Source organism: Moritella sp. 28, assembly GCF_018219435.1.
In the GTDB taxonomy this organism is placed as follows: Bacteria; Pseudomonadota; Gammaproteobacteria; order Enterobacterales; family Moritellaceae; genus Moritella.
The window spans coordinates 2358391-2380857 of sequence record NZ_CP056121.1 but is presented as its reverse complement, the minus strand read 5'-3'; the positions used below and the strand labels follow the sequence as shown (position 1 = coordinate 2380857).

28 protein-coding genes are annotated in these 22467 nt (G+C 39.6%); 9 read left to right on the top strand and 19 right to left on the bottom strand.

Features of this window, described 5'->3' with window-relative positions; genetic code table 11:
* Positions 1-77: 77 nt before the first annotated feature.
* On the bottom strand, positions 78-731 hold the full coding sequence (locus HWV02_RS10615) for a beta/gamma crystallin domain-containing protein (protein ID WP_211690443.1): 654 nt from the start codon (positions 729-731) through the stop codon (positions 78-80).
* 617 nt (positions 732-1348) lie between these two features.
* Between HWV02_RS10615 and HWV02_RS10610 the strand changes: the two genes are divergently transcribed.
* Positions 1349-1582, top strand: a complete 234-nt coding sequence (locus tag HWV02_RS10610) for a ubiquitin-like protein (protein ID WP_211675276.1) — start codon at positions 1349-1351, stop codon at positions 1580-1582.
* Between the two features lie 204 nt (positions 1583-1786).
* Here HWV02_RS10610 and HWV02_RS10605 read toward each other — a convergent pair whose 3' ends face one another.
* The 4 genes from HWV02_RS10605 to HWV02_RS10590 form a co-directional block, all read right to left on the bottom strand.
* Positions 1787-3307, bottom strand: a complete 1521-nt coding sequence (locus HWV02_RS10605) for an ISNCY family transposase (RefSeq protein ID WP_211690442.1) — start codon at positions 3305-3307, stop codon at positions 1787-1789.
* A 252-nt stretch (positions 3308-3559) separates the two neighbouring features.
* Positions 3560-4018 (bottom strand): hypothetical protein, encoded by a 459-nt coding sequence (locus HWV02_RS10600; RefSeq protein WP_211690441.1) that lies wholly within the window; start codon positions 4016-4018, stop codon positions 3560-3562.
* A gap of 111 nt (positions 4019-4129) precedes the next feature.
* Positions 4130-4519 carry a hypothetical protein gene (locus HWV02_RS10595; protein ID WP_211690440.1) on the bottom strand — a complete coding sequence of 130 codons (390 nt, stop codon included), beginning with the start codon at positions 4517-4519 and terminating at the stop codon, positions 4130-4132.
* 105 nt (positions 4520-4624) lie between these two features.
* A complete protein-coding gene (locus tag HWV02_RS10590; RefSeq protein WP_211690439.1) occupies positions 4625-5044 on the bottom strand; it encodes a hypothetical protein in 420 nt (139 codons plus the stop codon).
* A 183-nt stretch (positions 5045-5227) separates the two neighbouring features.
* On the opposite strand from HWV02_RS10590, the gene HWV02_RS10585 reads away from it, so the two are divergent.
* Positions 5228-6382, top strand: a complete 1155-nt coding sequence (locus tag HWV02_RS10585; protein ID WP_211690438.1) for an IS110 family transposase — start codon at positions 5228-5230, stop codon at positions 6380-6382.
* Between the two features lie 371 nt (positions 6383-6753).
* Here HWV02_RS10585 and HWV02_RS10580 read toward each other — a convergent pair whose 3' ends face one another.
* The 6 genes from HWV02_RS10580 to HWV02_RS10555 form a co-directional block, all read right to left on the bottom strand.
* On the bottom strand, positions 6754-7287 hold the full coding sequence (locus HWV02_RS10580; RefSeq protein WP_211690437.1) for a cysteine hydrolase family protein: 534 nt from the start codon (positions 7285-7287) through the stop codon (positions 6754-6756).
* Positions 7262-7780 (bottom strand): DUF523 domain-containing protein, encoded by a 519-nt coding sequence (locus HWV02_RS10575; protein WP_211690436.1) that lies wholly within the window; start codon positions 7778-7780, stop codon positions 7262-7264. The genes HWV02_RS10580 and HWV02_RS10575 overlap by 26 nt, the downstream gene beginning before the upstream one ends.
* A 147-nt stretch (positions 7781-7927) precedes the next feature.
* Positions 7928-8089, bottom strand: a complete 162-nt coding sequence (locus HWV02_RS10570; protein ID WP_211690435.1) for a hypothetical protein — start codon at positions 8087-8089, stop codon at positions 7928-7930.
* Between the two features lie 60 nt (positions 8090-8149).
* Positions 8150-9097 (bottom strand): alpha/beta fold hydrolase, encoded by a 948-nt coding sequence (locus HWV02_RS10565; RefSeq protein WP_255550657.1) that lies wholly within the window; start codon positions 9095-9097, stop codon positions 8150-8152.
* A gap of 43 nt (positions 9098-9140) precedes the next feature.
* Positions 9141-9683, bottom strand: coding sequence for a nucleotidyltransferase family protein (locus HWV02_RS10560; protein ID WP_211690434.1), 543 nt, complete (start codon positions 9681-9683; stop codon positions 9141-9143).
* 140 nt (positions 9684-9823) lie between these two features.
* Positions 9824-10471, bottom strand: coding sequence for an HAD-IA family hydrolase (locus HWV02_RS10555; RefSeq protein ID WP_249185496.1), 648 nt, complete (start codon positions 10469-10471; stop codon positions 9824-9826).
* A gap of 231 nt (positions 10472-10702) precedes the next feature.
* Here HWV02_RS10555 and HWV02_RS22835 point away from each other — a divergent pair, with 231 nt between their 5' ends.
* The 3 genes from HWV02_RS22835 (at position 10703) to HWV02_RS10540 (ending at position 11825) form a co-directional block, all read left to right on the top strand.
* Positions 10703-10837 carry a hypothetical protein gene (locus HWV02_RS22835; RefSeq protein WP_249185543.1) on the top strand — a complete coding sequence of 45 codons (135 nt, stop codon included), beginning with the start codon at positions 10703-10705 and terminating at the stop codon, positions 10835-10837.
* 96 nt (positions 10838-10933) lie between these two features.
* On the top strand, positions 10934-11416 hold the full coding sequence (locus HWV02_RS10545) for a tyrosine-type recombinase/integrase (protein WP_211690433.1): 483 nt from the start codon (positions 10934-10936) through the stop codon (positions 11414-11416).
* 43 nt (positions 11417-11459) lie between these two features.
* Positions 11460-11825 (top strand): transposase, encoded by a 366-nt coding sequence (locus HWV02_RS10540; protein ID WP_249185494.1) that lies wholly within the window; start codon positions 11460-11462, stop codon positions 11823-11825.
* Between the two features lie 111 nt (positions 11826-11936).
* On the opposite strand, the gene HWV02_RS10535 is transcribed toward HWV02_RS10540, so the two are convergent.
* Entirely contained in the window at positions 11937-12554 is a 618-nt protein-coding gene (locus tag HWV02_RS10535; RefSeq protein WP_211675073.1) for an RraA family protein, read from the bottom strand.
* A 127-nt stretch (positions 12555-12681) separates the two neighbouring features.
* Positions 12682-12909: a hypothetical protein gene (locus tag HWV02_RS10530; protein WP_211690432.1), complete on the bottom strand. Its 228-nt coding sequence runs from the start codon at positions 12907-12909 to the stop codon at positions 12682-12684.
* Positions 12910-13111: 202 nt separating this feature from the next.
* Between HWV02_RS10530 and HWV02_RS10525 the strand changes: the two genes are divergently transcribed.
* Together HWV02_RS10525 and HWV02_RS10520 are read left to right on the top strand one after the other, a co-directional pair.
* Entirely contained in the window at positions 13112-13999 is an 888-nt protein-coding gene (locus tag HWV02_RS10525; RefSeq protein WP_211690309.1) for a site-specific integrase, read from the top strand.
* Positions 13996-15057 carry an IS91 family transposase gene (locus HWV02_RS10520; RefSeq protein WP_211690308.1) on the top strand — a complete coding sequence of 354 codons (1062 nt, stop codon included), beginning with the start codon at positions 13996-13998 and terminating at the stop codon, positions 15055-15057. Before HWV02_RS10525 ends, HWV02_RS10520 begins: the two co-directional genes overlap by 4 nt.
* Positions 15058-15314: 257 nt before the next feature.
* On the opposite strand, the gene HWV02_RS10515 is transcribed toward HWV02_RS10520, so the two are convergent.
* Positions 15315-15647, bottom strand: coding sequence for a hypothetical protein (locus HWV02_RS10515; RefSeq protein WP_211690431.1), 333 nt, complete (start codon positions 15645-15647; stop codon positions 15315-15317).
* Between the two features lie 401 nt (positions 15648-16048).
* Positions 16049-17569 (bottom strand): ISNCY family transposase, encoded by a 1521-nt coding sequence (locus HWV02_RS10510; RefSeq protein ID WP_211688046.1) that lies wholly within the window; start codon positions 17567-17569, stop codon positions 16049-16051.
* A gap of 419 nt (positions 17570-17988) precedes the next feature.
* Between HWV02_RS10510 and HWV02_RS10505 the strand changes: the two genes are divergently transcribed.
* Positions 17989-18213, top strand: a complete 225-nt coding sequence (locus tag HWV02_RS10505) for a ParD-like family protein (RefSeq protein ID WP_211679598.1) — start codon at positions 17989-17991, stop codon at positions 18211-18213.
* Positions 18206-18991, top strand: coding sequence for a type I methionyl aminopeptidase (map, locus tag HWV02_RS10500; RefSeq protein ID WP_211690567.1), 786 nt, complete (start codon positions 18206-18208; stop codon positions 18989-18991). The genes HWV02_RS10505 and map overlap by 8 nt, the downstream gene beginning before the upstream one ends.
* 297 nt (positions 18992-19288) lie before the next feature.
* On the opposite strand, the gene HWV02_RS10495 is transcribed toward map, so the two are convergent.
* From HWV02_RS10495 to HWV02_RS10480, 4 genes are all read right to left on the bottom strand, one after another.
* Positions 19289-20092: a hypothetical protein gene (locus HWV02_RS10495; RefSeq protein ID WP_211679596.1), complete on the bottom strand. Its 804-nt coding sequence runs from the start codon at positions 20090-20092 to the stop codon at positions 19289-19291.
* A 100-nt stretch (positions 20093-20192) separates the two neighbouring features.
* Positions 20193-20504, bottom strand: coding sequence for an immunity 53 family protein (locus tag HWV02_RS10490; RefSeq protein ID WP_211679595.1), 312 nt, complete (start codon positions 20502-20504; stop codon positions 20193-20195).
* Between the two features lie 104 nt (positions 20505-20608).
* Entirely contained in the window at positions 20609-21061 is a 453-nt protein-coding gene (locus HWV02_RS10485) for a hypothetical protein (RefSeq protein WP_211679594.1), read from the bottom strand.
* A 7-nt stretch (positions 21062-21068) separates the two neighbouring features.
* Positions 21069-21875, bottom strand: coding sequence for a DUF4261 domain-containing protein (locus HWV02_RS10480; RefSeq protein WP_211690430.1), 807 nt, complete (start codon positions 21873-21875; stop codon positions 21069-21071).
* Positions 21876-22467: the final 592 nt, after the last annotated feature.

Below are 22467 nucleotides of genomic sequence, written 5' to 3'. Positions count from 1 at the left end.
GGTGAAACATGCGGCCCATACGTGTTAGTGTTAAAATAATCTGACGAAAGGGTTATAACGCGATTCTCGTCGTTGGTTTACATAAAATTGACCGTATCAAGGATCAAATTGAATAAATTGTTACCTTTAACCTCTACAGCCATATTTTTAGGATAATTAAGAGAAGCGTCCCAATCAACAGATGCTTCAACACCATCAGTTTTAAAATACAGCGCCCCATTAGCAACAAATTCACCATAATTGCTAGATGAAAGGTCAGTGTCACGAACTTGTACCGAAATGTACATATCATGCTCGGGAGTCATATCCCCAACAGCAATATAATCATTATCATTAGACGTTGTAATGACTTCAGGCATAACGCCAATGCTACCTGCGATTTTAGCGAACAAGGTGTATTCGTTAGAATTAGAGCCTGAATGGTCGATGAGACGAATTTTAACCACTTGGTTTTCTTCTGGAACAATTTTAAAACAAGAGAGTCCTTGGAGTTCATTTATATTAGCCTGGTCTTCGTTGTACTCTCGATAAACACCCGCTGCGCCTTGGTGTTGCCAGCAGTGGAGAGAGCAAGCAGATCCAACTTTAACTGAATAAGCTTTGTCATTGAAATCTTCTTTAACACAGTCATACACCTTATCAATAACCTCATAAGGACCATATTGAGAACCTTCGAAACTAAAATCTGAAAAGAATAATACAGTACGAGCAGTAATTTTAGTGTTTTCCATAATATGTGTAATTTCCATTTTATATATTGAAAGAATGTCTTAATTAAAAGCACAATTAAATATAGCAACACTAAAAGAAAACTAAACCACCACGTAACACTTTAGGGATACAAATCACATAAGGTAATTGCTTATTCAATAGTACAGGCACAGAAATATTACTTAGTATCAATAACTTTTTGTCACAATAATCATTATTCATCTGCTAAGTTGAAGCCCCCCACCTCGCTTCGCGCCCGACAAGTCAGGTTTTACTGCGCGGTTATTGTCTACATTAAATCGACTGTCTTCTACGTAACAGCTTAGCTATCATGCTCAGTGCCATATCGGCCTTACTCATTTTTCCTGCTTTGTTTTTCCTTAGTGCCACTATCGCGTGTTTGAATTTACGCCGAGCATGAGCCAGCAGCCCACAAGTTTGTTGCTTGCCTGCTGATAAGCCGCGTAGCCATCGAGTTTAAATAGCCATTAAACAGAAAGCGTCCTATTCGACTTGACTTGACAATACAATGTTAACGATAATGATAAAGCATTGATAATAATTAAATATTGATACGGTTTTGTGGCTTAGAGTCCACGTAGTCATATATATTTCAACTTACAACAGGGAATTGTTCATGAGTATACAAATTAATGTAAAAAAGCTAGCAGGATCTAACCGAGTTTCAACTTATGGTGTAGAGCTAACGGATACTATTAAAGTACTGAAATTGAAGATAAAAGATAAAGAAGGAGGGATACCACCTGAAGCGTTTCGTCTTATATATTTAGGGAAGCAAGTTGAGGACAGTAAGACGATTGCAGACTATTCTGTTGAAGAAGGATCAACTTTGTATCTCGTACTTCGATAGAAAGCGGCTTGCTCCCGTAAGCTCGCTAACTTTTTTAAATCAAAAACCTTATTCAGTTTGCTTGTCTTTTAATCTGCGCAACTGATTTTGGGGAAAATTTGGCTTAGCGCAATTGCTGTGATTACCGAGGGAGTGTGACGGAGTAATTACCGTGGGACTTTGTCGTTTTCACTATAAAGTCTAGCTCACCCCCTCTCATTTTCACTATGGTGTTTTTGCTAATGCCTCTGAACGCTCGATCCGTAACACCTTTGTATTCAGCTTTTCTCTTACCCAGATATTTCTAATTGTCGAGTGACTGATTGATATGTTGTGTCTTTTCATCATTTCACTACTGATAGGGATTTGGGTCAGGTGAGGTTTTTCTAATGTCAGTTCGATGACTTTATCTTCAACATCTTGGTCTATACGATTGGTATGATGAGGGATACCATACATTCTTTTCAGTGCCAGAGGCCCCTGAGTTTCAAGCAGGCGTCGATTATTGCAGATGCTTTCCCTTGAGCAACCGCTGATTCGAGCTGCTTCAGATAAGTTACCTAGCTCTTCTGCCAGGTCGATGGCATCGATTTTTTTCTGCACTTCTTCCCCGTATTCAGTTAGCTTGCATGGTTCCTTGATTTCAGCGATGGTGAGCTTACGATCGGCAAAATAAGCGGCAAAGCCGCCACCCAACTGTTTCCGTATTTCTACCTTCTGGTTCACGATTGAATGTCTTAAGGGGGAATCTATTATATACATGGTATTGTTGTAACTGAAGGTATGATCACGACGGATTTTTCTGTATTCCTTCTGAACGCAGATAGCATCAAGGTTGATATACGCTGGGACAGGTTTAAATTCCGAATGAATATTCTTTGCATGAACAGTGAGTTGTTTCAACCAGTAATCTGGAATAAAGGTATTTTGAAGATAATGATTAGCGCTGTCCATGTCCGTTATTTCTGCTATACGAAGCTCTGGAACCAAGCGGTCTTGGAAGGTATCGAACGCGCGTTCAACCCGGCCTTTACCTTGAGGTGAATTGGCAAAGATGATCTCGATCCCAAGCTCTTCACATGCCCTTTGCATTTGTGAGAAGTTGCAACGCTTCGGTCCACCAAAGATGCCAGCTCTATCAACGTAAAGCGTCTTAAACAGCCCTCGCTTCTCGATATAAGCCTTCATTACTTTCATGCAACCTTCGGTAGTCTCGGACGGAAAAAACTCAGCATGGATATCACTGGTCGCATCATCGATAATGGCGATTAAGCAAGGCTTCTTATGACCGTACCACAAGTGTGGGCTGCCATCCATTTGCAGCATTAATCCCGATGATTCCATCCGTTCACGCCTTCTTCTCACTTTTGAGCGACGATGCTTAGCCCGTTTCACATGGTGAATAGCATGAGCCCAAGAGCGAAGCGTTTCACGCTTCACTTGAATTCCTTCTCTCACCCTCAAAATATCAATAAGGTGCAATAGATTGAAATCATAGTACTTCTCTTTAATAAGTAACTGTACTTGTCGCTTCAATGAGTCGGGTATCTTGTTGGTTGGTGTTTTCCCCGTATTGCCATGGATAACAAAACGAATGCCATCTTTTTTATATCGATGGAGATAACGTTCAATGGTTCGACTGGACTTATTGAGCAGTTTTGAGGCATTAAGAATGCTGATTTTACCTTCAGCAACCTTAGCAATCACATCAACAGTGAGCTGGGATTGGGAATTCATCACGATCATCCTTAGTAACCTCTGAAAAGTACACGGTGATACTCAGAGGATTACTTAAAAATTTGATCCGTCAATTTCCCTTGGTAATTATAAAAACGACAGAGTCGCTTGGTAGTTATGGTACGACAGAGTCCCTTGGTGTTCACAATGGCTTAACGTAATTCACTAAGCCATAGCTGGACATAAATGGCTTAGAGCTTATGCTTCAAAGAGGACATTCCGCATTACTGAAAGTATAGCGAAATTGACATTAACGCCTTGTTAGGTGATTTTTGCTTGCTCAACCCTCTCCATCAATTCCAACACCACCGGATTTTTGTCTCGAGAATTGAGCATGATCCTACCTATAAGGCAAAAGGCAAATTCAACCTCAGCACCAGTTGTCGAATGGGCAATGATTTTTACTCTTTCAGGTGAGTGACAATGAGCACAATCAATACGAATGATATCACTCAGCATTACTCTAGTTTCATTGCCATTCGAACGGTAAATTAAGCTATCACCGCAATCAAATGCTTCATCAACCATATCCCATGCTAATTTTTTGAAAAAGAAGAAGACATAAACCATCATTGCTACTATTGCCGCAAGCCCTACTGAATTATCAGAAGTGATGCCGTCATGTACGATAGTAAGAGTGATACAAAAGATGAAAAAACCAAAAACAAAGGTAGGAAACAGTTTCTTATAGAAGAATGTAGCTCCAGAGATTTTTGTCATACCAGATACCTCACCTAACGCCCGGCTAACCGCGCAAATTTTTGATAGCGGCTTTTGTGCGTTTTTTTGCACAAAAAGTGACAGCGAACATTTGTCCGTTTGAGCCGTTGGTTAGGCAATTTGCCGCACCCTAATTTCATCACCAGATTCCATATATTTAAATTCATCAACTAGATCTTTATGTACCAAATAACGATCTTTTAATACGTCGTTATTGTGTAGTTCGCAGACAAGAACCTTACCTTCCTTAATGCCTGACACTACATCGAGATAAGTCATCTCAATGTATCGACCCTCTTGACCAGAAAACATTATATCTCCATGGTTATGCCATGGCGTGTTCGAGAAGCCCATTAGCGAATCAGTGCAGTTATCGATATTTTGAAATACCAGCTTAACATTTTTAAAAAGTTCAACTTCCACAGTATTTGATGATGATTCCACTTTCTCGTATCCGAGTTCGTTACAAAATTCAGCTATCAGCGGTAAATCGTAGATCATAGTTTTTAACGCCCTAATAATAGGCAAAAAATTGTTAGCTAAAATGTTGAGGAACGAAAACAGCCAACTGTTTTTGTCCTTATTTATTAGCTTGTTAAGTGGCATTTACTCTATACCAGTTTCAATATCTTCACTAGCCCATACTTTATTTATTTCTGGTTCAGTTATAACCCATTTGGAAAATATTGCTCTATGAAATAAAGCTACCTCGTGCATAAAGTTAACCCAATCAAATATCTCTGAGTTTTCTAAATGAATAGCATATGGTCGTGTTGTTACTTCAATAAACCAGTAATCATCTGACTTTTTGATTTTAACTTCATAGTTTTCACTTAGCTGATTTTCTAAACCTTTAACACCAGCTTCGTCGTTAGAAAAAAATGTAGCATCAATAACTAAAGCATTCTCTGAGTTAATGTTTAAAGACTTCAATTCTCCAACAATAACTTTTGCTTCAGCTTGTCGTTTACTGAGAACTTTCTGATGATATTCATCCCAGATTTTTTCAGCTTGTGCTTGATCCATTTTCTCTGCCTTTATAATTGGACATACTGCGAAAGATACGACCAAAATTAGAATTATTCTCGATAGCATAGTTGCCACTTAGACATAATGACTCCCACAAGGTGCTAGCCTCCAACTTCGTGGGTTAGTTTTAAAAACCAGAGCCATAATATATTTGTCAAAAATATAAAACTGGAGACTAGCATGAGTAAACATAACATAGTTTTTATTGGCATGGACACACACAAATCATTTATTGAGGTCGCTTATATTGAAGATGTGCGGGGCGTCAAACCTATTCACCTAGGTAAGAATCCATCAACTAAACAATCAGTTACAAAATTGGTGCGTCGGTTCGAATCAAAATACCCACATGCAACCCTACACTTCGTTTATGAAGCCGGTCCTTGTGGTTATTGGATCTACCGTTTGATCACATCACTCGGCCATTGTTGTTATGTCATCGCGCCTTCGCTTATCCCCAAGAAACCAGGCGATAAAATAAAAACCGACAAGCGTGATGCAATGAACCTCGCTAAATTGCTTAAATCAGAAGACTTAACCGCTATTTACGTACCCGAGCCTGAAGATGAAGCGGTACGAGATTTATCTCGTGCTAGAGAAACGGCAATGAAAGATCTTAAAGATGGTAAATATCAACTTAAAGCCTTGCTGCTGCGAAATAATGTTACAGCAAAAGTGAAAGACAATTGGTCAAAACAACATTTACGCTGGTTAACCGAATTGATCTTGCCGCACCCTGCTCAACAGATTGTTTTGCAGGAATACATACAAACAATAACTGAGCGTATGAATCGATTAAAACGGCTCGATAATGAACTTGAGCATCATGTGAAAAACTGGCGCTATTACCCCGTGGTAAAAGCGATCCAAGCGATGCGAGGTGTACGCTTACTTGTAGCAACTGGTATTGTAGCAGAGCTCGGGGATCTAACCCGTTTCGACCATCCAAGAAAGCTCATGAGTTATCTTGGACTTGTCCCCAGTGAGCACAGCAGCGGTGGCAGCCGTAAGATTAGTTCTATTACCAAATGTGGTAATAGTCGAGCAAGACGCTTACTTGTTGAAGGAGCACACACCTATCGTTTTGCCGCAAACATCTCCACAGAACTGCAACTTCGACAGGAAGACCTAGGTAAAACCATTGTAGATATCGCATGGAAAGCACAGCTTAGGCTGTGCCGCAGATATCAAACCATGTTACGTCGAGGCAAACACTATAACGTGATTGTCACGGCAATAGCGCGAGAAATGATTGCCTATATCTGGGCGATATCGCGTGAAATAGTGCTGACACCCGTAGAGGCAAAATTACGGCTATCGAGAGTGCCTGCATGATAAAAGTTGTTGAGTTAGCGTATAGAATCAAGCATCGGGTGTGGCACAATCACCGACGGCGTTAGGATGGTAGCTAATGAAAGTTAGCTGATCCACGAACATAGACTGAAGACAGGAGTCACGACGCCTCTTGATTCAAGAAAAGTAGTAAGGTAGGCGCTGCTTGCGAAAGCAAGTCATCCACGAATATCAGCATGATAACCGACGAATATACTTGCTTCATTCTTACGTTAACTCACTTTATTTAATGAAAGTGAATTTATGGCTATATTTTTTAGCAAGGATCTCTGCGTTTTACTTGACGTGGGGAGTCATACCAACGCCACCAACACCGGAGAGCGAATAGGTTCCGGTGCTTGGTCTTGTTAGCCCTATGCCCAAAGGCTATCTGCCTCTACTGCTACTATCTTGACACCGAAACTCGAAATATTAGGTAACGTAGCATTATGGTGTGCTCGAATTTGAGCACCACTGGCGTGCGCCTTATCGTGCGTTGTATGAGCATCCGAAACCACAGTCACTGGATAGCCGAGTCCAGCAGCTCTGCGTACACTTGTATCAATACAAAACTCAGATGCATAGCCACACACAATTAAACTATCAACGTCTAGCTCTTTTAAAAGACTTTGAAGGCTCGTATTCAAAAACGAGTCTGGCGTTGTCTTACACACAAAATGATCACCGCTTTGTGTAACTAGGTTCGACTGTAAAGCCCAGCCTTCACTACCATGTTCCATGACAGTATCAGGTTGTTCATGCTGAATAAAGATGACTGGAACTGACTTAGCACGCGCCAATTTGGTAACGTCATTAATTTTGTTGAGTACCACTTGTGATTCAAATGGTTGAGGTTCTGGGTCGAACAAAGTCGACTGAACATCAATAACTAATACCGCAGATTTCATGATATTCCTCTGATAGGGCTAACGACTTGTTAGCTTCTGTTAACTGGTGCTGACTAAAGACCTTAATACCATTACTTGTTAATAATGCAGCAGTAACACCAACTCCATTTACTTTGCGTCCTGAAAAATCTCCGCTATATACTGATGAGCTTCCACATGAAGGACTAAATTCCGCTAGAACCGCAACAGTTATTTCGTTCGCTTTGCATAACTTCAATGCGTTGTTAGCACCCCTTAGGAAATCTTCGGTGACATTATTACCGGTATTTTCCATAACCGATATTATACCCTCAAGTACATCGTAGCCATCACCGCCATTTATTTCAGCCGGGGCTCTTGGAATGCTCATTCCAGAGCTTACCTCAGGACAGATAGAGATTATTCTCCCCTTATCTATCCACTCCTGAAGTATATCGCTTGATGTAAATAGTGACTTACCATCATAGCGAACTTTATCTCCCAACAAGCAGGCGCTAATTAAAACTTTATTCATTCAATACTCTCAATACTCTCAATACAATTAGGAAACTAACGCTTTGCTAAGTGGAAAATTAGCGGTTGCTATAATCGCAAAGCGATGACAAGCGGTAATTATTCCAACTTTAGCAACTTGTTAGGAGTTTAATAACAGAAGACAAATTTAACCATCATCTGAAGGCTTTCCAGTGATTTGATAAGTTGTTCCCGATTTCACATCAATATCTAAGTCACCAGGTAGTATCACAGTACCCCATAAGTAAGTAAACGGACACATAATTGATACGCTATGTTTACCAATTTGAATTGGGGCTGTTGTTCCCATTTTATAAATGCAACAACGCATAGTAAGATGCCACGCGTTGCGGATAATTTGTTATGCGGTTTAAGGCGCTGCAGCAAACGATAGAAACGATTCTGCGATTGCTAAAGGGGTTTCCACCATTGGCAAATGACCAACATTTTGTATTATTTCAATTTTTGCATTAGGTATAATTTGCTTTAAAACCGCTGCTCCTGAGACATGTAACACTCGGTCTTTTTCGCCCCATGATATTAAGACAGAACCATTGTAGTTTTTTAAAACACGATCAAGTGGAGAGTCTGGTTGTGGTTTCCCCTGATTCATTCTATGTATTTGGTCAAAAATTTTCGTGTTAATTTTGACCCTTTCTTCAGATTTTAATGCTAGATGTTGTATAACAACAGAGGGAATAAAGGGAGGGTTAACAAACAAAAAATCGAACAATTCCAAAAACTCTGTCTCTGTTCGTGGTAAAACAACGGGGTTTATACCTTTTTGGGTGGCTGTAAACATTTCACTTGTTTCTGAACTCGCAACACCAAATGGGCTAATAAGCCATAATTTTTTAACTTTACGAGGGTATTGAGCTGCAAAATTTCCCGCAATATATCCGCCCATAGAGCTTCCGGCTAGATTAAATTCAACGAGATTAAGAGCATCAGTTATCTGTTTCAACCTTGCTACTTGTGAGAACACGTCATAATCTAGTTCAATATCTCTTGTACTATTCCCAAAACCCGGCAGGTCAATCGCAATAACATCAAAGTGCTCGACAAGGTATCCTGAGATTCTATTCCAGTTATCCTTGTCAGCGCCAAAGCCATGGAGCAAAACTAATGGGGGACCACTTCCACCACGAAGATATTCAATTTCTAACTCATCAACTTTTATGCGTTCTAGTTCAAGACCAGCAACACTCCGTTCAGAACTAATCATGTATCGAAATAGTGTTGAGCTCGGTGTAATTACATATATAAAAGTGAATAAAAATATGAGTGCTGAAAACGAAACAATTAGCGTTTTTTTCACGTATTGGTCTCCTTTTTACTTGTTATATAATACGAACCACAGTCTAATCGCATAAAACAGTTCTCAAATTAGACCAATGAGCCAACCAACCTTTTGACGTCACACGTTCACTGAAGGTTTCCAAAGAACGCTTAGGATTACGCGTAACGTGTAGATTAAACAACGATTCGAAACCAAAAGCAGAAATACATTCATAGTAACCATTATCTAACTTTCGTATAGCAACAGCTGTTTCCTTTTCTGGCCAATAACTCATCGCGTCAATGATACTTAAATACGGTTTATCGCCATGTCGTTTATGCATAATAGCTTGATTACGCACTTCCCAGTTTAACTCTGGCATCAGCACAGAAAGCTGAGATTCTATGAATTTGTAGTTTTCAGAGTTAGATTCAGTTTCATCGAAATAGATAACGTCAGCGTCATTCAAAGGCGTTGATGTTGATTTTTGGTGCAAGTGGTCCCACACCAAATTTCGGACAAAACCAGCCGCTAGATAACAATAAGGTAAATCAAGTTGCTGAACACAATCAAGAGCTTTAACCCTCAATTCATCTTTTTCAATTAATGTGATTACCCTATCCATATACACCCTGCTTTCTAACGCTTTGCTAATAGGTCTGCGTCCTTTGCACATTCTAGTGAGTTTACAATTACGCTCAAAAAAACGGGAAGAAGACAAGTCTAACCTACTGTTTTAAATCAAGTTAAATTGCACCCTATGTTTTACCAGCATAGTTCATACGAACCATTTTTGTTTTCAATTGCTAGATCTGAAAAGCCGTCAACGATTAAATCAGCTAAAACTAATTCAGATTCTTTATGGCTAGTTAAGATAGCGACGGTAAAGCACCCAGCTTCTTTAGCTGATTTTACTCCAGCAGGCGAATCTTCAAAAGCAACACAACTCACCGCTTTTAAACCTAAATTCTTAGCAGCAAGTGCAAATGGTTCTGGGTGTGGTTTACCAAAAATTACATCTTCGGCACACACCATATTCATAGGTAATTTAAAACCAGATGCAAGTAAACTTGTCTCAGCAACTTTTCTTGGTCCACTCGTTGCTATTGCCCACGAGCACTTAGGTATATTTTCTACGAAACTTAATGCTCCATCAATTTCAGTAGCTGATTCCATAGCTTCGATTGCAATTTTTTTTACTACATTTTCTTCATCAGCATTTGCGTATTGCGAACCAACTAATTCGAGTGTTTCACTAATTTTTCTACCGTGCACGTGTGGATATACAATTGAAAAATCGATTCCGTTTTGCCCGGCCCACTTTTTCCAAATATTGTTTATAACAAGAGTGGTGTTTACAAGTGTTGCATCTACATCAAATATAAAACCTTTGCATGAATATCTATTTATCAAATCTATTCCTTAAATTCGCATAACGCAGCGCTAAGCTGGCTCCAACACATTTCTACACTTTGCAAAACAAAAATGCCATGTGTTGGAGATAAGTTTGAGCACCTTGTTGAACGAAGCCGCTGCGCGGCAGAGTAAACAAGCCTGCGTTCATACTAATAACAGCAACGATTTAATTATCTTTATGAACAACACCTTACCAATTTAAGGCTACAAGGTAAACGGCCAGCAACCATTGATGGCTATTCTCGTGCGGTTCGACGCATTTCGGCTTATTTTGATAAGTCCCCAGACACATTAACTACTGCTGATTTAAAAGTTTATTTCAATAGCCTGCCAGGCCCACTTCTTGGAGTACCGTTAAATTAGACCGTAACGGTTTACAGTTTTTCTACCGCTACACGCTTGATAAGCAATGGGACTAGGAAGCAGCGCTACCAAGTATTCTTTCTCACGCTTTACAGCATGGGACTACGATTAAGCGAAGGCTTAAACCTGACAGTTCATGATATTGATAGCCAAACCATGCAAATACATATTCGTGATGCTAAAGGCGGTAAAGATAGATTAGTTCCTCTGCCAAAGCGTACTTTGTACGCACTGCGCAGTCATTGGCAAACGCATCATCATGCGCGACTGATTTTCCCAGGATTGGGAAATGGTATGAACTCGCCAATGGACAAAGGCGGCATTCAAAAAGCCATCAAACAAGTTTTACGTGATTGTAATATCAATAAACTCGTTAGCCCGCATTCGCTACGTCATTGCTTTGCTACTCATTTACTCGAAGGCGGATTAGATTTACGCTCACTGCAAGTCTTACTCGGTCATGCCTCGCTAAACACTACAGCGAGATACACTCAATTAACCCAACTCAAACAAAAGGATGCGGCCGTTGCCATCAATCAACTCGCTGACAAGTTAGCGCTAGATTGGAGTTTAAAATGAGTACCTTCATTGGTTTACTGCGCATTCATCATGACGAGCGAGAATGATTGATACAATCAATCAGCACGCTGATTTATCGCTAGCGAACACTGACACATCCAATAATACCGTTACCTTCAGATATAAAGACGGACAAACTCAAGCAACTAAAACCAGAGCCTTACCGACATTGCAATTCCTCTGGCTTATCTTGCAGCATGTGTTGCCGAAAGGGTTACAGCGGGTGCGCGATTACGGTTTTTTACACGGTAATGCCAAACGGCTGAGAGTACGCATTAAAACTATATTGCTACATCTGTTCAGTTGGAAAATACATGAACTCGTCGCAACGTTCACTGCGAAAGCCATCAGGATTTGTCCTTGCTGTCAGCATGAAATGAGGTGTGTTGGCATTACACGAACGACCTAGCCGAAAGGTGAACATAATAGGAATAGTGGCATTAACATTACAGTTGGAGATATTAAACTTATGGTGAACACTCGAATAAGGTGTCGGCTGCGCGACACCTATTCTTATATGTTAGGCTTTTTGTTTCGCAGAACTTATTGCTTGAACTATTTTAGCTCTATGGTTCGCTTCCCACTCAGATAGCGTTAATGAAGCTTCTTCACATGCTTTCTTTGAGGCTAATAAAAATACTTCCTCTCTTCTTGCTTTAGGGATAACCACAATACCCTCTTCATCTGCAACAATTACGTCTCCCGTAGAAACCTTTGCTCCCCCACAAGTAATTGAAACACACAACTCAGTATAGACCTTCTTCTTACCTGGTACAGGGTAAACACCTTTCGCAAAAACTGGAAATTTCATATCTGAAATTTCACCCAAGTCCCGAATTACACCATCAATAATGAAGCCTTTTATCCCTCGATTATTAGCGACTGCGCATACGTTACCGCCCGCGACTGCATACTCGCTATCAACGCCGTCCACAACGATTATGGAGCCTTCAGGTGCTTCGTATATTGCAGAATGAAGCATTAAATTATCACCTGAAGCTAATTGAACCGTGAATGCCTCTCCGCAGATTCGCGGCATACCCTGCCAAAGAGGGCCGATGTTGTAATCAATAAAGTGGTCATTAGTTAGTATGTTTCCGTACTCGGTTGTCGCCAATTTAGAAAAATCTTGCTTCATATTTATACTCCATGTTCGAACAAAGCATAACGCCCAAATAACAGGCTAAGTAATGGTTGGCTAAAATTGTGTAGCGAAGCGAAACGTAGCCAACTGTTACGTGTCCTTGTTTATTTTCTTGTTATGTTTACTGACTCTTAGCCTGTAAATGAACAATGATTTTTGGCGTTAACTCATTAATTAAATTAATAATATCATCGTGTGATAGATTTAATAAAGCCCAACCATCTGTGCCCATAACTTCAATTGATTCGATAATAATTTTTGAGGTTTCTAAACGTTCATCACAGCAAAATCCTGAAATACGAAAGATCCCTAAATCTGTATTAATACGACTAATATTGAAATTATTCACAAAACCTCAGGTAAACATAACGCCCGCATAAAATGCGATAATGCTTGGCTATAATTAGCGAAGAATGAGCGTCAGCCAAGCGTTTGACGTCATTTTTGATGCGTTTGTTGAACGAAGCCGCTGCGCGGCAGAGTAAACAAGCCAGCGTTCATACTAACCAATAGCATCACCATTATGGTGGTGCCTTATTGGGGTTATTAGTATGAATCATTCACAACAGCAACGATTTAATTATCTTTATGAACAACACCTTACCAATTTAAGGCTACAAGGTAAACGGCCAGCAACCATTGATGGCTATTCTCGTGCGGTTCGACGTATTTCGGCTTACTTTGATAAGTCTCCCGATGGATTAACTACTGCTGATTTAAAGGATTACTTTAACAGTCTTATCCAAACGCACTCATGGAGTACCGTTAAAATAGACCGTAACGGCTTACAGTTTTTCTATCGTTACACCCTCGACAAACAATGGGAGTGGCTCAACATCGTTAAACCACCACAAGTTAAGCGCCTGCCTGATATTTTAACTCCAACGCAAATAAGTAAAGTCATTAACGGCACCAAGAAGCAACGCTACCAAGTATTCTTTCTCACGCTTTACAGCATGGGACTACGATTAAGCGAAGGCTTAAACCTGACAGTTCATGATATTGATAGCCAAACCATGCAAATACATATTCGTGATGCTAAAGGCGGTAAAGATAGATTAGTTCCTCTGCCAAAGCGTACTTTGTACGCACTGCGCAGTCATTGGCAAACGCATCATCATGCGCGACTGATTTTCCCAGGATTGGGAAATGGTATGAACTCGCCAATGGACAAAGGCGGCATTCAAAAAGCCATCAAACAAGTTTTACGTGATTGTAATATCAATAAACTCGTTAGCCCGCATTCGCTACGTCATTGCTTTGCTACTCATTTACTCGAAGGCGGATTAGATTTACGCTCACTGCAAGTCTTACTCGGTCATGCTTCGCTAAACACTACAGCGAGATACACTCAATTAACCCAACTCAAACAAAAGGATGCGGCCGTTGCCATCAATCAACTCGCTGACAAGTTAGCGCTAGATTGGAGTTTGAAATGAGTACCTTCATTGATTTACTTCGTCAGCATCATTACGAGTTTGAACGCCAATTTGGCAATCAACTTTCTCATGACAGCCACCGCGCAATCTACGCCATGCTCGGTTGTAAAACTGGGCATCAAGGTTGCTCACAATGGTTTTGTAAACACTGCAACCACGACGACAGACTGCCACTGTCTTGTGGTCATCGACATTGTCCGCAATGCCAGCAATGCACGACTTCTGATTGGGTTGAGCGCCAGCAATTAAAGTTACTACCCGTGCACTACTTTATGGTCACGTTCACTTTGCCTTACGAGTTACGAGCGCTTGCGCGTTCGCAACCCAAGCCACTCTATCAATCAATGTTCTCAGTCGCAGCAAGTGTGTTGAAGGATTTTTCCAGACGTAAAAACGGCGGTGAAATTGGCTTCACCACCGTTTTGCATACTCACAGCAGGAAACGTAATTTACATCCCCACTTACACATTATAGTCGCTAATGGCAGCTACAATAAAATGCGAAACCAATGGCATAAAGGTAAGAGTAACTATCTGTTTAACGCCTTTGCACTAGCTAAAGTCTGGCGAGCTAGAATGATTGATTCAATCAATCAGCACGCTGACTTATCACTGCCAAACACTAAAACATTACCGACTAAATGGGTCGTTGACTGCCGAAAAGTCGGTTACGGTCTTCCCGCCTTACAATATCTGTCACGCTATTTATATCGGGGCGTATTACCTGATAAAGACATCATCGATACAAGCAATAATACCGTGACATTCAACTATAAAGATGGACAAACTCAAGCAATAAAAACCAGAACCTTGCCGACGCTGCAATTTCTCTGGCTCATCTTGCAACATGTGCTTCCCAAAGGATTACAGCGAGTGCGGGATTATGGTTTTTTGCACGGTAGCGCCAAGCGGTTACGCGTGCGTATTCAAGTCATATTACTGCATCTGTTTAATTGGAATACGCCTAAGCTCATCGCAACGTTCACTGCGAAAGCAATCCGTATTTGTCCTTGCTGTCAGCATGAAATGAGGTGTGTTGGCATTACACGAACGACCTAGCCGAAAGGCGAACATAATAGGAATAATGGCATTAACATGACAGGTTGGAGATATTAAATTTATGGTACAACTAGCTAGTTAATTGATAAATAACAGGTCTGTTATTTATCTCAATTTCGTTCGTCTTGGGTTTAACCCCAAGACAAAGTCCCCACCAAGATCAAACACGTAATTTACTATATAAAGAAGGGCTCGGGCTTGCTCAACACTCGAATAAGGTGTCGGCTGCGCGACACCTATTCTTATATGTTATATTTTTATTTATGAATTCTCACTCGGGAGACTGCAATGTACTTATTTCCATCAGATGAGCACGTACTTGAGTTAACACCTACTTGGATATTAGCACCTGATCTTTGTGCAGCTAATAATACAGATAATATATGAGCTACTTCAGCAGTGTCAGATTTAACAGAATAAAAGCTAGCATTACAGCTTGTGTTAGGATTGTTATGCGCAGCAATAGTTTTAAATAAAACCATTCCGCCTTTATAACCTGTATTAATTTCACCAACTTCTGTTGGGACGCTCCAATCACTAGCATTAACCGATGCTGAAAATAAAAGTATCAGTGATAAAAGGTTTTTCATATTAACTCCAAAAATATAACAGTGTATTTTACGGAATTCCGTATAATACCTAGAAAATCACTAGCGTTAAAGGGTTGGGCATTAAATTATTGTTCAATAACAATAATTTACATCATATTTATCATCGGTTGGTATTATCTCTTATTTGGATATACAGAATGCTGTTATTTATACAGGTCCGTATAAATAATGATAACATAGATGTATGACATATAAATCAACGGCTTAATTTTAAATACGCTTACAAATAAAGCCAATCTAGGTCTGTTGAAGTTACTAAACATTTATTTAATAGAACCCATAAACAAATGTATGTGATTACCGAGGGAGTGTGACGGAGTAATTACCGTGGGACTTTGTCGTTTTCACTATAAAGTCTAGCTCACCCCCTCTCATTTTCACTATGGTGTTTTTGCTAATGCCTCTGAACGCTCGATCCGTAACACCTTTGTATTCAGCTTTTCTCTTACCCAGATGTTTCTAATTGTCGAGTGACTGATTGATATGTTGTGTCTTTTCATCATTTCACTACTGATAGGAATTTGGGTCAGGTGAGGTTTTTCTAATGTCAGTTCGATGACTTTATCTTCAACATCTTGGTCTATACGATTGGTATGACGAGGGATACCATACATTCTTTTCAGTGCCAGAGGTCCCTGAGTTTCAAGCAGGCGTCGATTATTGTAGATGCTTTCCCTTGAGCAACCGCTGATTCGAGCTGCTTCAGATAAGTTACCTAGCTCTTCTGCCAGGTCGATGGCATCGATTTTTTTCTGCACTTCTTCCCCGTATTCAGTTAGCTTGCATGGTTCCTTGATTTCAGCGATGGTGAGCTTACGATCGGCAAAATAAGCGGCAAAGCCGCCACCCAACTGTTTCCGTATTTCTACCTTCTGGTTCACGATTGAATGTCTTAAGGGGGAATCTATTATATACATGGTATTGTTGTAACTGAAGGTATGATCACGACGGATTTTTCTGTATTCCTTCTGAACGCAGATAGCATCAAGGTTGATATACGCTGGGACAGGTTTAAATTCCGAATGAATATTCTTTGCATGAACAGTGAGTTGTTTCAACCAGTAATCTGGAATAAAGGTATTTTGAAGATAATGATTAGCGCTGTCCATGTCCGTTATTTCTGCTATACGAAGCTCTGGAACCAAGCGGTCTTGGAAGGTATCGAACGCGCGTTCAACCCGGCCTTTACCTTGAGGTGAATTGGCAAAGATGATCTCGATCCCAAGCTCTTCACATGCCCTTTGCATTTGTGAGAAGTTGCAACGCTTCGGTCCACCAAAGATGCCAGCTCTATCAACGTAAAGCGTCTTAAACAGCCCTCGCTTCTCGATATAAGCCTTCATTACTTTCATACAACCTTCGGTAGTCTCGGACGGAAAAAACTCAGCATGGATATCACTGGTCGCATCATCGATAATGGCGATTAAACAAGACTTCTTATCACCGTACCACAGGTGCGGACTGCCATCCATTTGCAGCATTAACCCCGATGATTCCATCCGTTCACGCCTTCTTCTCACTTTTGAACGACGATGCTTAGCCCGTTTCACATGGTGAATAGCATGAGCCCAAGAGCGAAGCGTTTCACGCTTCACTTGAATTCCTTCTCTCACCCTCAAGATATCAATCAGGTGCAATAGATTGAAATCATAGTACTTCTCTTTAATGAGTGACTGAACCTGTCTCTTTAATGAGTCGGGGATCTTGTTGGTTGGCGTTTTACCCGTATTGCCATGGACAACAAAACGAACACCATCTTTTTTATATCGACTGAGATAACGTTCAATGGTTCGACTGGACTTATTAAGCAGTTTTGAGGCATTAAGAATGCTGATTTTACCTTCAGCAACTTTAGCAATCACATCAACAGTGAGTTGGGATTGGGAATTCATCACGATCATCCTTAGTAACCTCTGAAAAGTACACTGTGATACTCAGAGGATTACTGAAAAATTTGATCCGTCAATTTCCCTTGGTAATTATAAAAACGACAGAGTCGCTTGGTAGTTATGGTACGACAGAGTCCCTTGGTGTTCACACCCATAAACAAATGTATGGCAAATTGATATGAACATATTGTGAGAGAGTTTAAGCTCTAAATTGGTTTGGGGCAATTTTGAGTTAGCAAGGCTAGCTAACTCATTCTTGGACCGAAATGGCTTAGAGCTTATGCCCAACAAGATAGCTTTGGTTAACGTTTCTATTACAAATCCAACAGATATATTCTTCGAGTATTATAAACTAACCTTGACTCACTAAATAGCTATGACATACAATTCATATACATTTTATATACATTTTATATACAGACTATATATCGATGGGCATTGTAAAAATATCAGATGAGCTTCATTCAGAAGTAAGAAAAGCCAGTTCAGTTATGTCACGTTCTATTAATTCACAAGCTGAATTTTGGATGAAAATTGGCATGCTAGCAGAGCTTCACCCTCAACTTTCATTCAATCAAATCATCGCTGATCTTATGAAATCAGCAGAAGTATCTATTTCAAATCTAACAGTAGTCGAAGGATCGGATGATGAATAATAGCGTGAATATTAAAACAACGACTGAAATAGAACTAATGCGAAATTCAGGAAAGTTACTTGCTCAGGTTTTTCATATGCTGGATTCTTATATTAAGCCTGGCATTTCAACAATGGATATCAATAACAAAGTTGAAAACTTTATTGTTAATGATTTAAAGGCTCGCCCTGCGAGTAAGGGACAGTATGACTATCAGTATGTTTTAAATTCATCTATCAATGAAGTTGTATGTCATGGTGTACCTAAAGTAACTCAATTTCTGAAAAATAAAGATATCATCAACTTAGATATTACTTTGGAAAAGGATGGTTTTATTGCTGATTCAAGCAAAATGTTTGTTATGCCAGGCGCATCTCCTTTAGCTAAAAAACTTGTTGAAGTCACGTATGACGCAATGTGGGCTGGTATCAAACAGGTAAAACCAGGAGCCAGACTTGGCGATGTCGGATATGCGATTCAACGTTATGCTGAGTCTTATGGTTACAGCATAGTAAGAGAATATTGTGGTCACGGTATTGGCAGAGAAATGCATGAAGAACCACAAGTTAGTCACTATGGTTCTCCAAACCAAGGTCTTCTACTCAAGGAAGGCATGGTGTTCACCATTGAACCAATGGTGAATCAAGGCTCAGCGAAAATAAAAAACAAAAAAGATGGTTGGACAGTAGTTACTCGAGATAAGAAACTTTCAGCTCAATCTGAGCATACGGTATTAGTAACAAGTTCAGGTTATGATGTCCTAACTTTACGTGAAGAGGAAAAGTATCCTGCCAATTAATACTAGCCACCGTTTTCAATCCGTAACTATAAATCATGTGATATGAGAAAGCACCAAACTCCTCACATGAGAAAATGTATGACAAGTTGATATGGATATTATAAGTAAGTAACGACTCTAAGCCTAAATGGGGCAATTTTGAGTTAGCAAGGCTAGCTAACTCATTCTTGGACAGGAACGGCTTAGAGTTTATGCTTAAAAGGGTACGGTTCGCATTACAGAAAGTATTGGTAAATGAGATTAACGCCCCAATAAAAGGACAAAAACCAGCTGTTTTTTGTCCTTTGAATTGGCTTGTTAACTTAATATACTACCAAACCAATAATCAATCACAGTTTCATTTAAACCAAAGCTTGGTTTCCACAAATCTGTCGGGTATGCCCAGTCTGACTTAGCGTAATCAGAGTTTCTACGCTCAGAGTTATTAATATATGACTGAAAGAATTTTTTCTCATTTGGTACTTCAAGTATCCCACAGTAACCAAGAGTTGAAATAATTCCTTCCCTTTCTGTTTTGTTGCTCTTAATAAATTTTAGAGACTTCTCTGCACTTGAAAGTTTATCGTCAGGAAGCTCTTTCAACGCAACCATAATTTTTTTTAGTAGTTCCAAATCATCTACTGTTGGGGAAGAGGTTTTCTCTTTTTGAAATAACATTAGGTCTAACCAAATGTAACTTGGTTCAAGGTGGCGAACACCGCCAAATTTAAACCTCTCAAAATTACGTATATTTAAATCAACTTTGTCGGTCTGATTATAAACACCACATATGGAACAGGACGTTGAATATTCTAATAATTCAAATTTATGAGCGGGAAGGTTCTGACCACACGCATAACTACTTAAAGCAGACCTAAGATCCAACCTTCTCGAAGATAAGCTACAAACAAAAGCGTTTACTACATCACTTTTGGTTAATCTATTTAAAGCTTCCATACTCAGTTTTAAAGCCTCATCATGCGTTATAATACGATCTTCAAACATATAGCCAGCGTTTTTAGCGTATTCAAGGGCTTCATGATCAACAACCTGGTTTACCCAACCTTTTGAGCTACTCCAGTATTTGTTATAAAGAGTTTTTAAAGCTAATTTATCGAGCACACGATTCATCCCATTAAGCTAACGCCCACACACCGGACGGCTTTTAAGTTGATGTAGCGAAGCGGAAGCAGCTTAAAACCGGTTCGCGTGATTGCGTTTGTTAAGCATTGGACTTTGCCCATGCTAAAAACACAGTAATAATTTCTTCAAGCTTATGAGGGCCACCATAACCTTTGAATGTGTTTGACTCTACCTTTGAATCAAGCCATTCATTGCCGCTAGTGTCAGCATCAACCCCCATTCCATAACAAAACTCTGGATACTTGATATCTTCCAAGTAAGTATCCGATAACTCTATTGAAACACTCCAGCCTGGATTATCTAGAGTTTCAATTTTGATGCCATAGCAATGCTCCCAGTCCTCATTGCACTGGGATAAATACCAATTTTGTAACTCTATCATTTTGGACATAATTAATGCATAACGCCAATTTAATTAGTGAAGCACGTTAGCTAAGCTTTTTGCGGGTCTTTGCAAAAAGTGTGACAACTTGCTGAGTGCTTTTAAGTGACTTGTTATATGCCTGTGCCACCATACAAAACAGTCTCACTTTGACTGTTATTTATTAATTTTAATAGGTTACCAGAGAACTCTTCTATTTTATGGTTTCTTAGCTGTAATTCACCAGATAGTTTACGAATCTCATTATTACGACAGTCACTATATGGGTAATCCGCCAGTGTTACATGAACACCGATAATTCCATTCAATTTAGACGCTGACAGCACATAGCACCGAATTGAAAATGTTTCTAAATACTCGCTACCATCAGGTTTAGATTGAGAGCCTACTAATTCGGCTGTTCCTGCCATTTCAGAGGCAAGTTGCTTTAGCTTTTTACAAAAAACTGTGACTTCATCTAAGTTAAACCATGCCTCACCAAATCCAGAGAAATCGTTGAGATTTGCCTTACCTGTTAAACCTACCGAGAAATCATCAAGGTCTGCTGTGATTATTAATTGCTCCATCGTTTTCCTAAGGCATATTACGCCAGCATTTACGGATGCTCTGGAGCGGAGCGTAAAACCAGTCCGACAACATGCTTTTGTTAGTTTCTTCTTCTAAGGGGTAGAGCTTCCACATCCCAAAAGGATTATTGAACAACGTATTTTCTCCATAATCAATAGTGGGATGTTTGGTGATTTTATACGCCAGAGATTCCGAATCTACTGAGAATGTTTGACCATCATTTATATCTGGTGATTCAGATAATATGTATTTTGTAAAAGCCCTGAGTAATTCAGAAGCATTATCAGAGTCTGCGCTATTAATAATTGCATCGGGAAGACCGAAATTGTGCATACCACAGGAATAAGTCTCATCAGAGGTTACATAAACAACGTATGATGAGTGACTTTTGAATAAATAGCTGTATTCACATTGTTCTCCCCAGTCTTTAGCCGAGTGAGCTAAGCCTGTACTTTCAACTTTAACACCAAGTCCCCCTGCTTTTAGTAACGCATTAGCCGCGTTCATTATTGAGTGGGCAGATTCAATTGAACCGCCTTTAGAAATTAGATAACAAACGGATTTGTGGGATGAGATCAGATCCATTTCAGGCGAGTTATTCCAGTGAGAACCAGCAGATTCAAAAGCAGATAGCATCCGCTCGTCTGAATCTTCAAATTCAAGCTCAAAAGATTGATTGGTTTCCATGTGCATTAGAATCATACCTGCAAAGATATAACCCTCACTATCTTTAACAATGCGCTCTACTAAATCACTCCGGTCTACCCATGGACCAGGAACACATAATACGATCTCTACTTCTTTCTCAGACATGTACCTATCCATTTTTGAAAACTAGCGTTTTGTATAACAGGACTCTCGATTTCCCAAATTCATTACCTCAATAAAAGTAGATTAATCAAGTGAAAAATAAGATTATACTTCAAATTTATTAATTACATGTTTATCGGAAAGCGAGCTGTCCTGTAAATTATTTATTTAGTCTTATAAGTTATATACAAGGCTCGCTATATTATTGAGTATATTGATATTAATTTTAGGCTACAAGATAAAGCTGACGGCCTTTTGACAAATCGAGACTGGGTTCACCAAAATACCAATAACACTGTATAAAATCAGCCTATCTAGTCATTTTATTACACATAAGTTGGATTAACTTAGTTGATAAATTTTGCTTAACGTAATTGCACTAAGCCAACGCTGGACAAAACCTTGATAGAATATAATTACTAAATCACACACCCCGAATTACAGAACGTATTACTCAATTGAAATAGTAACATCCTACACAAGATAGCTTCTTTTCTTTCCGGTGAATATAGAGTCATTTCAGCCCCCTATAGTTGACTGAAAATACAGGGGTAAGAACACTGATTACTGAACTGTTTTTGTGAGATATTTTGTA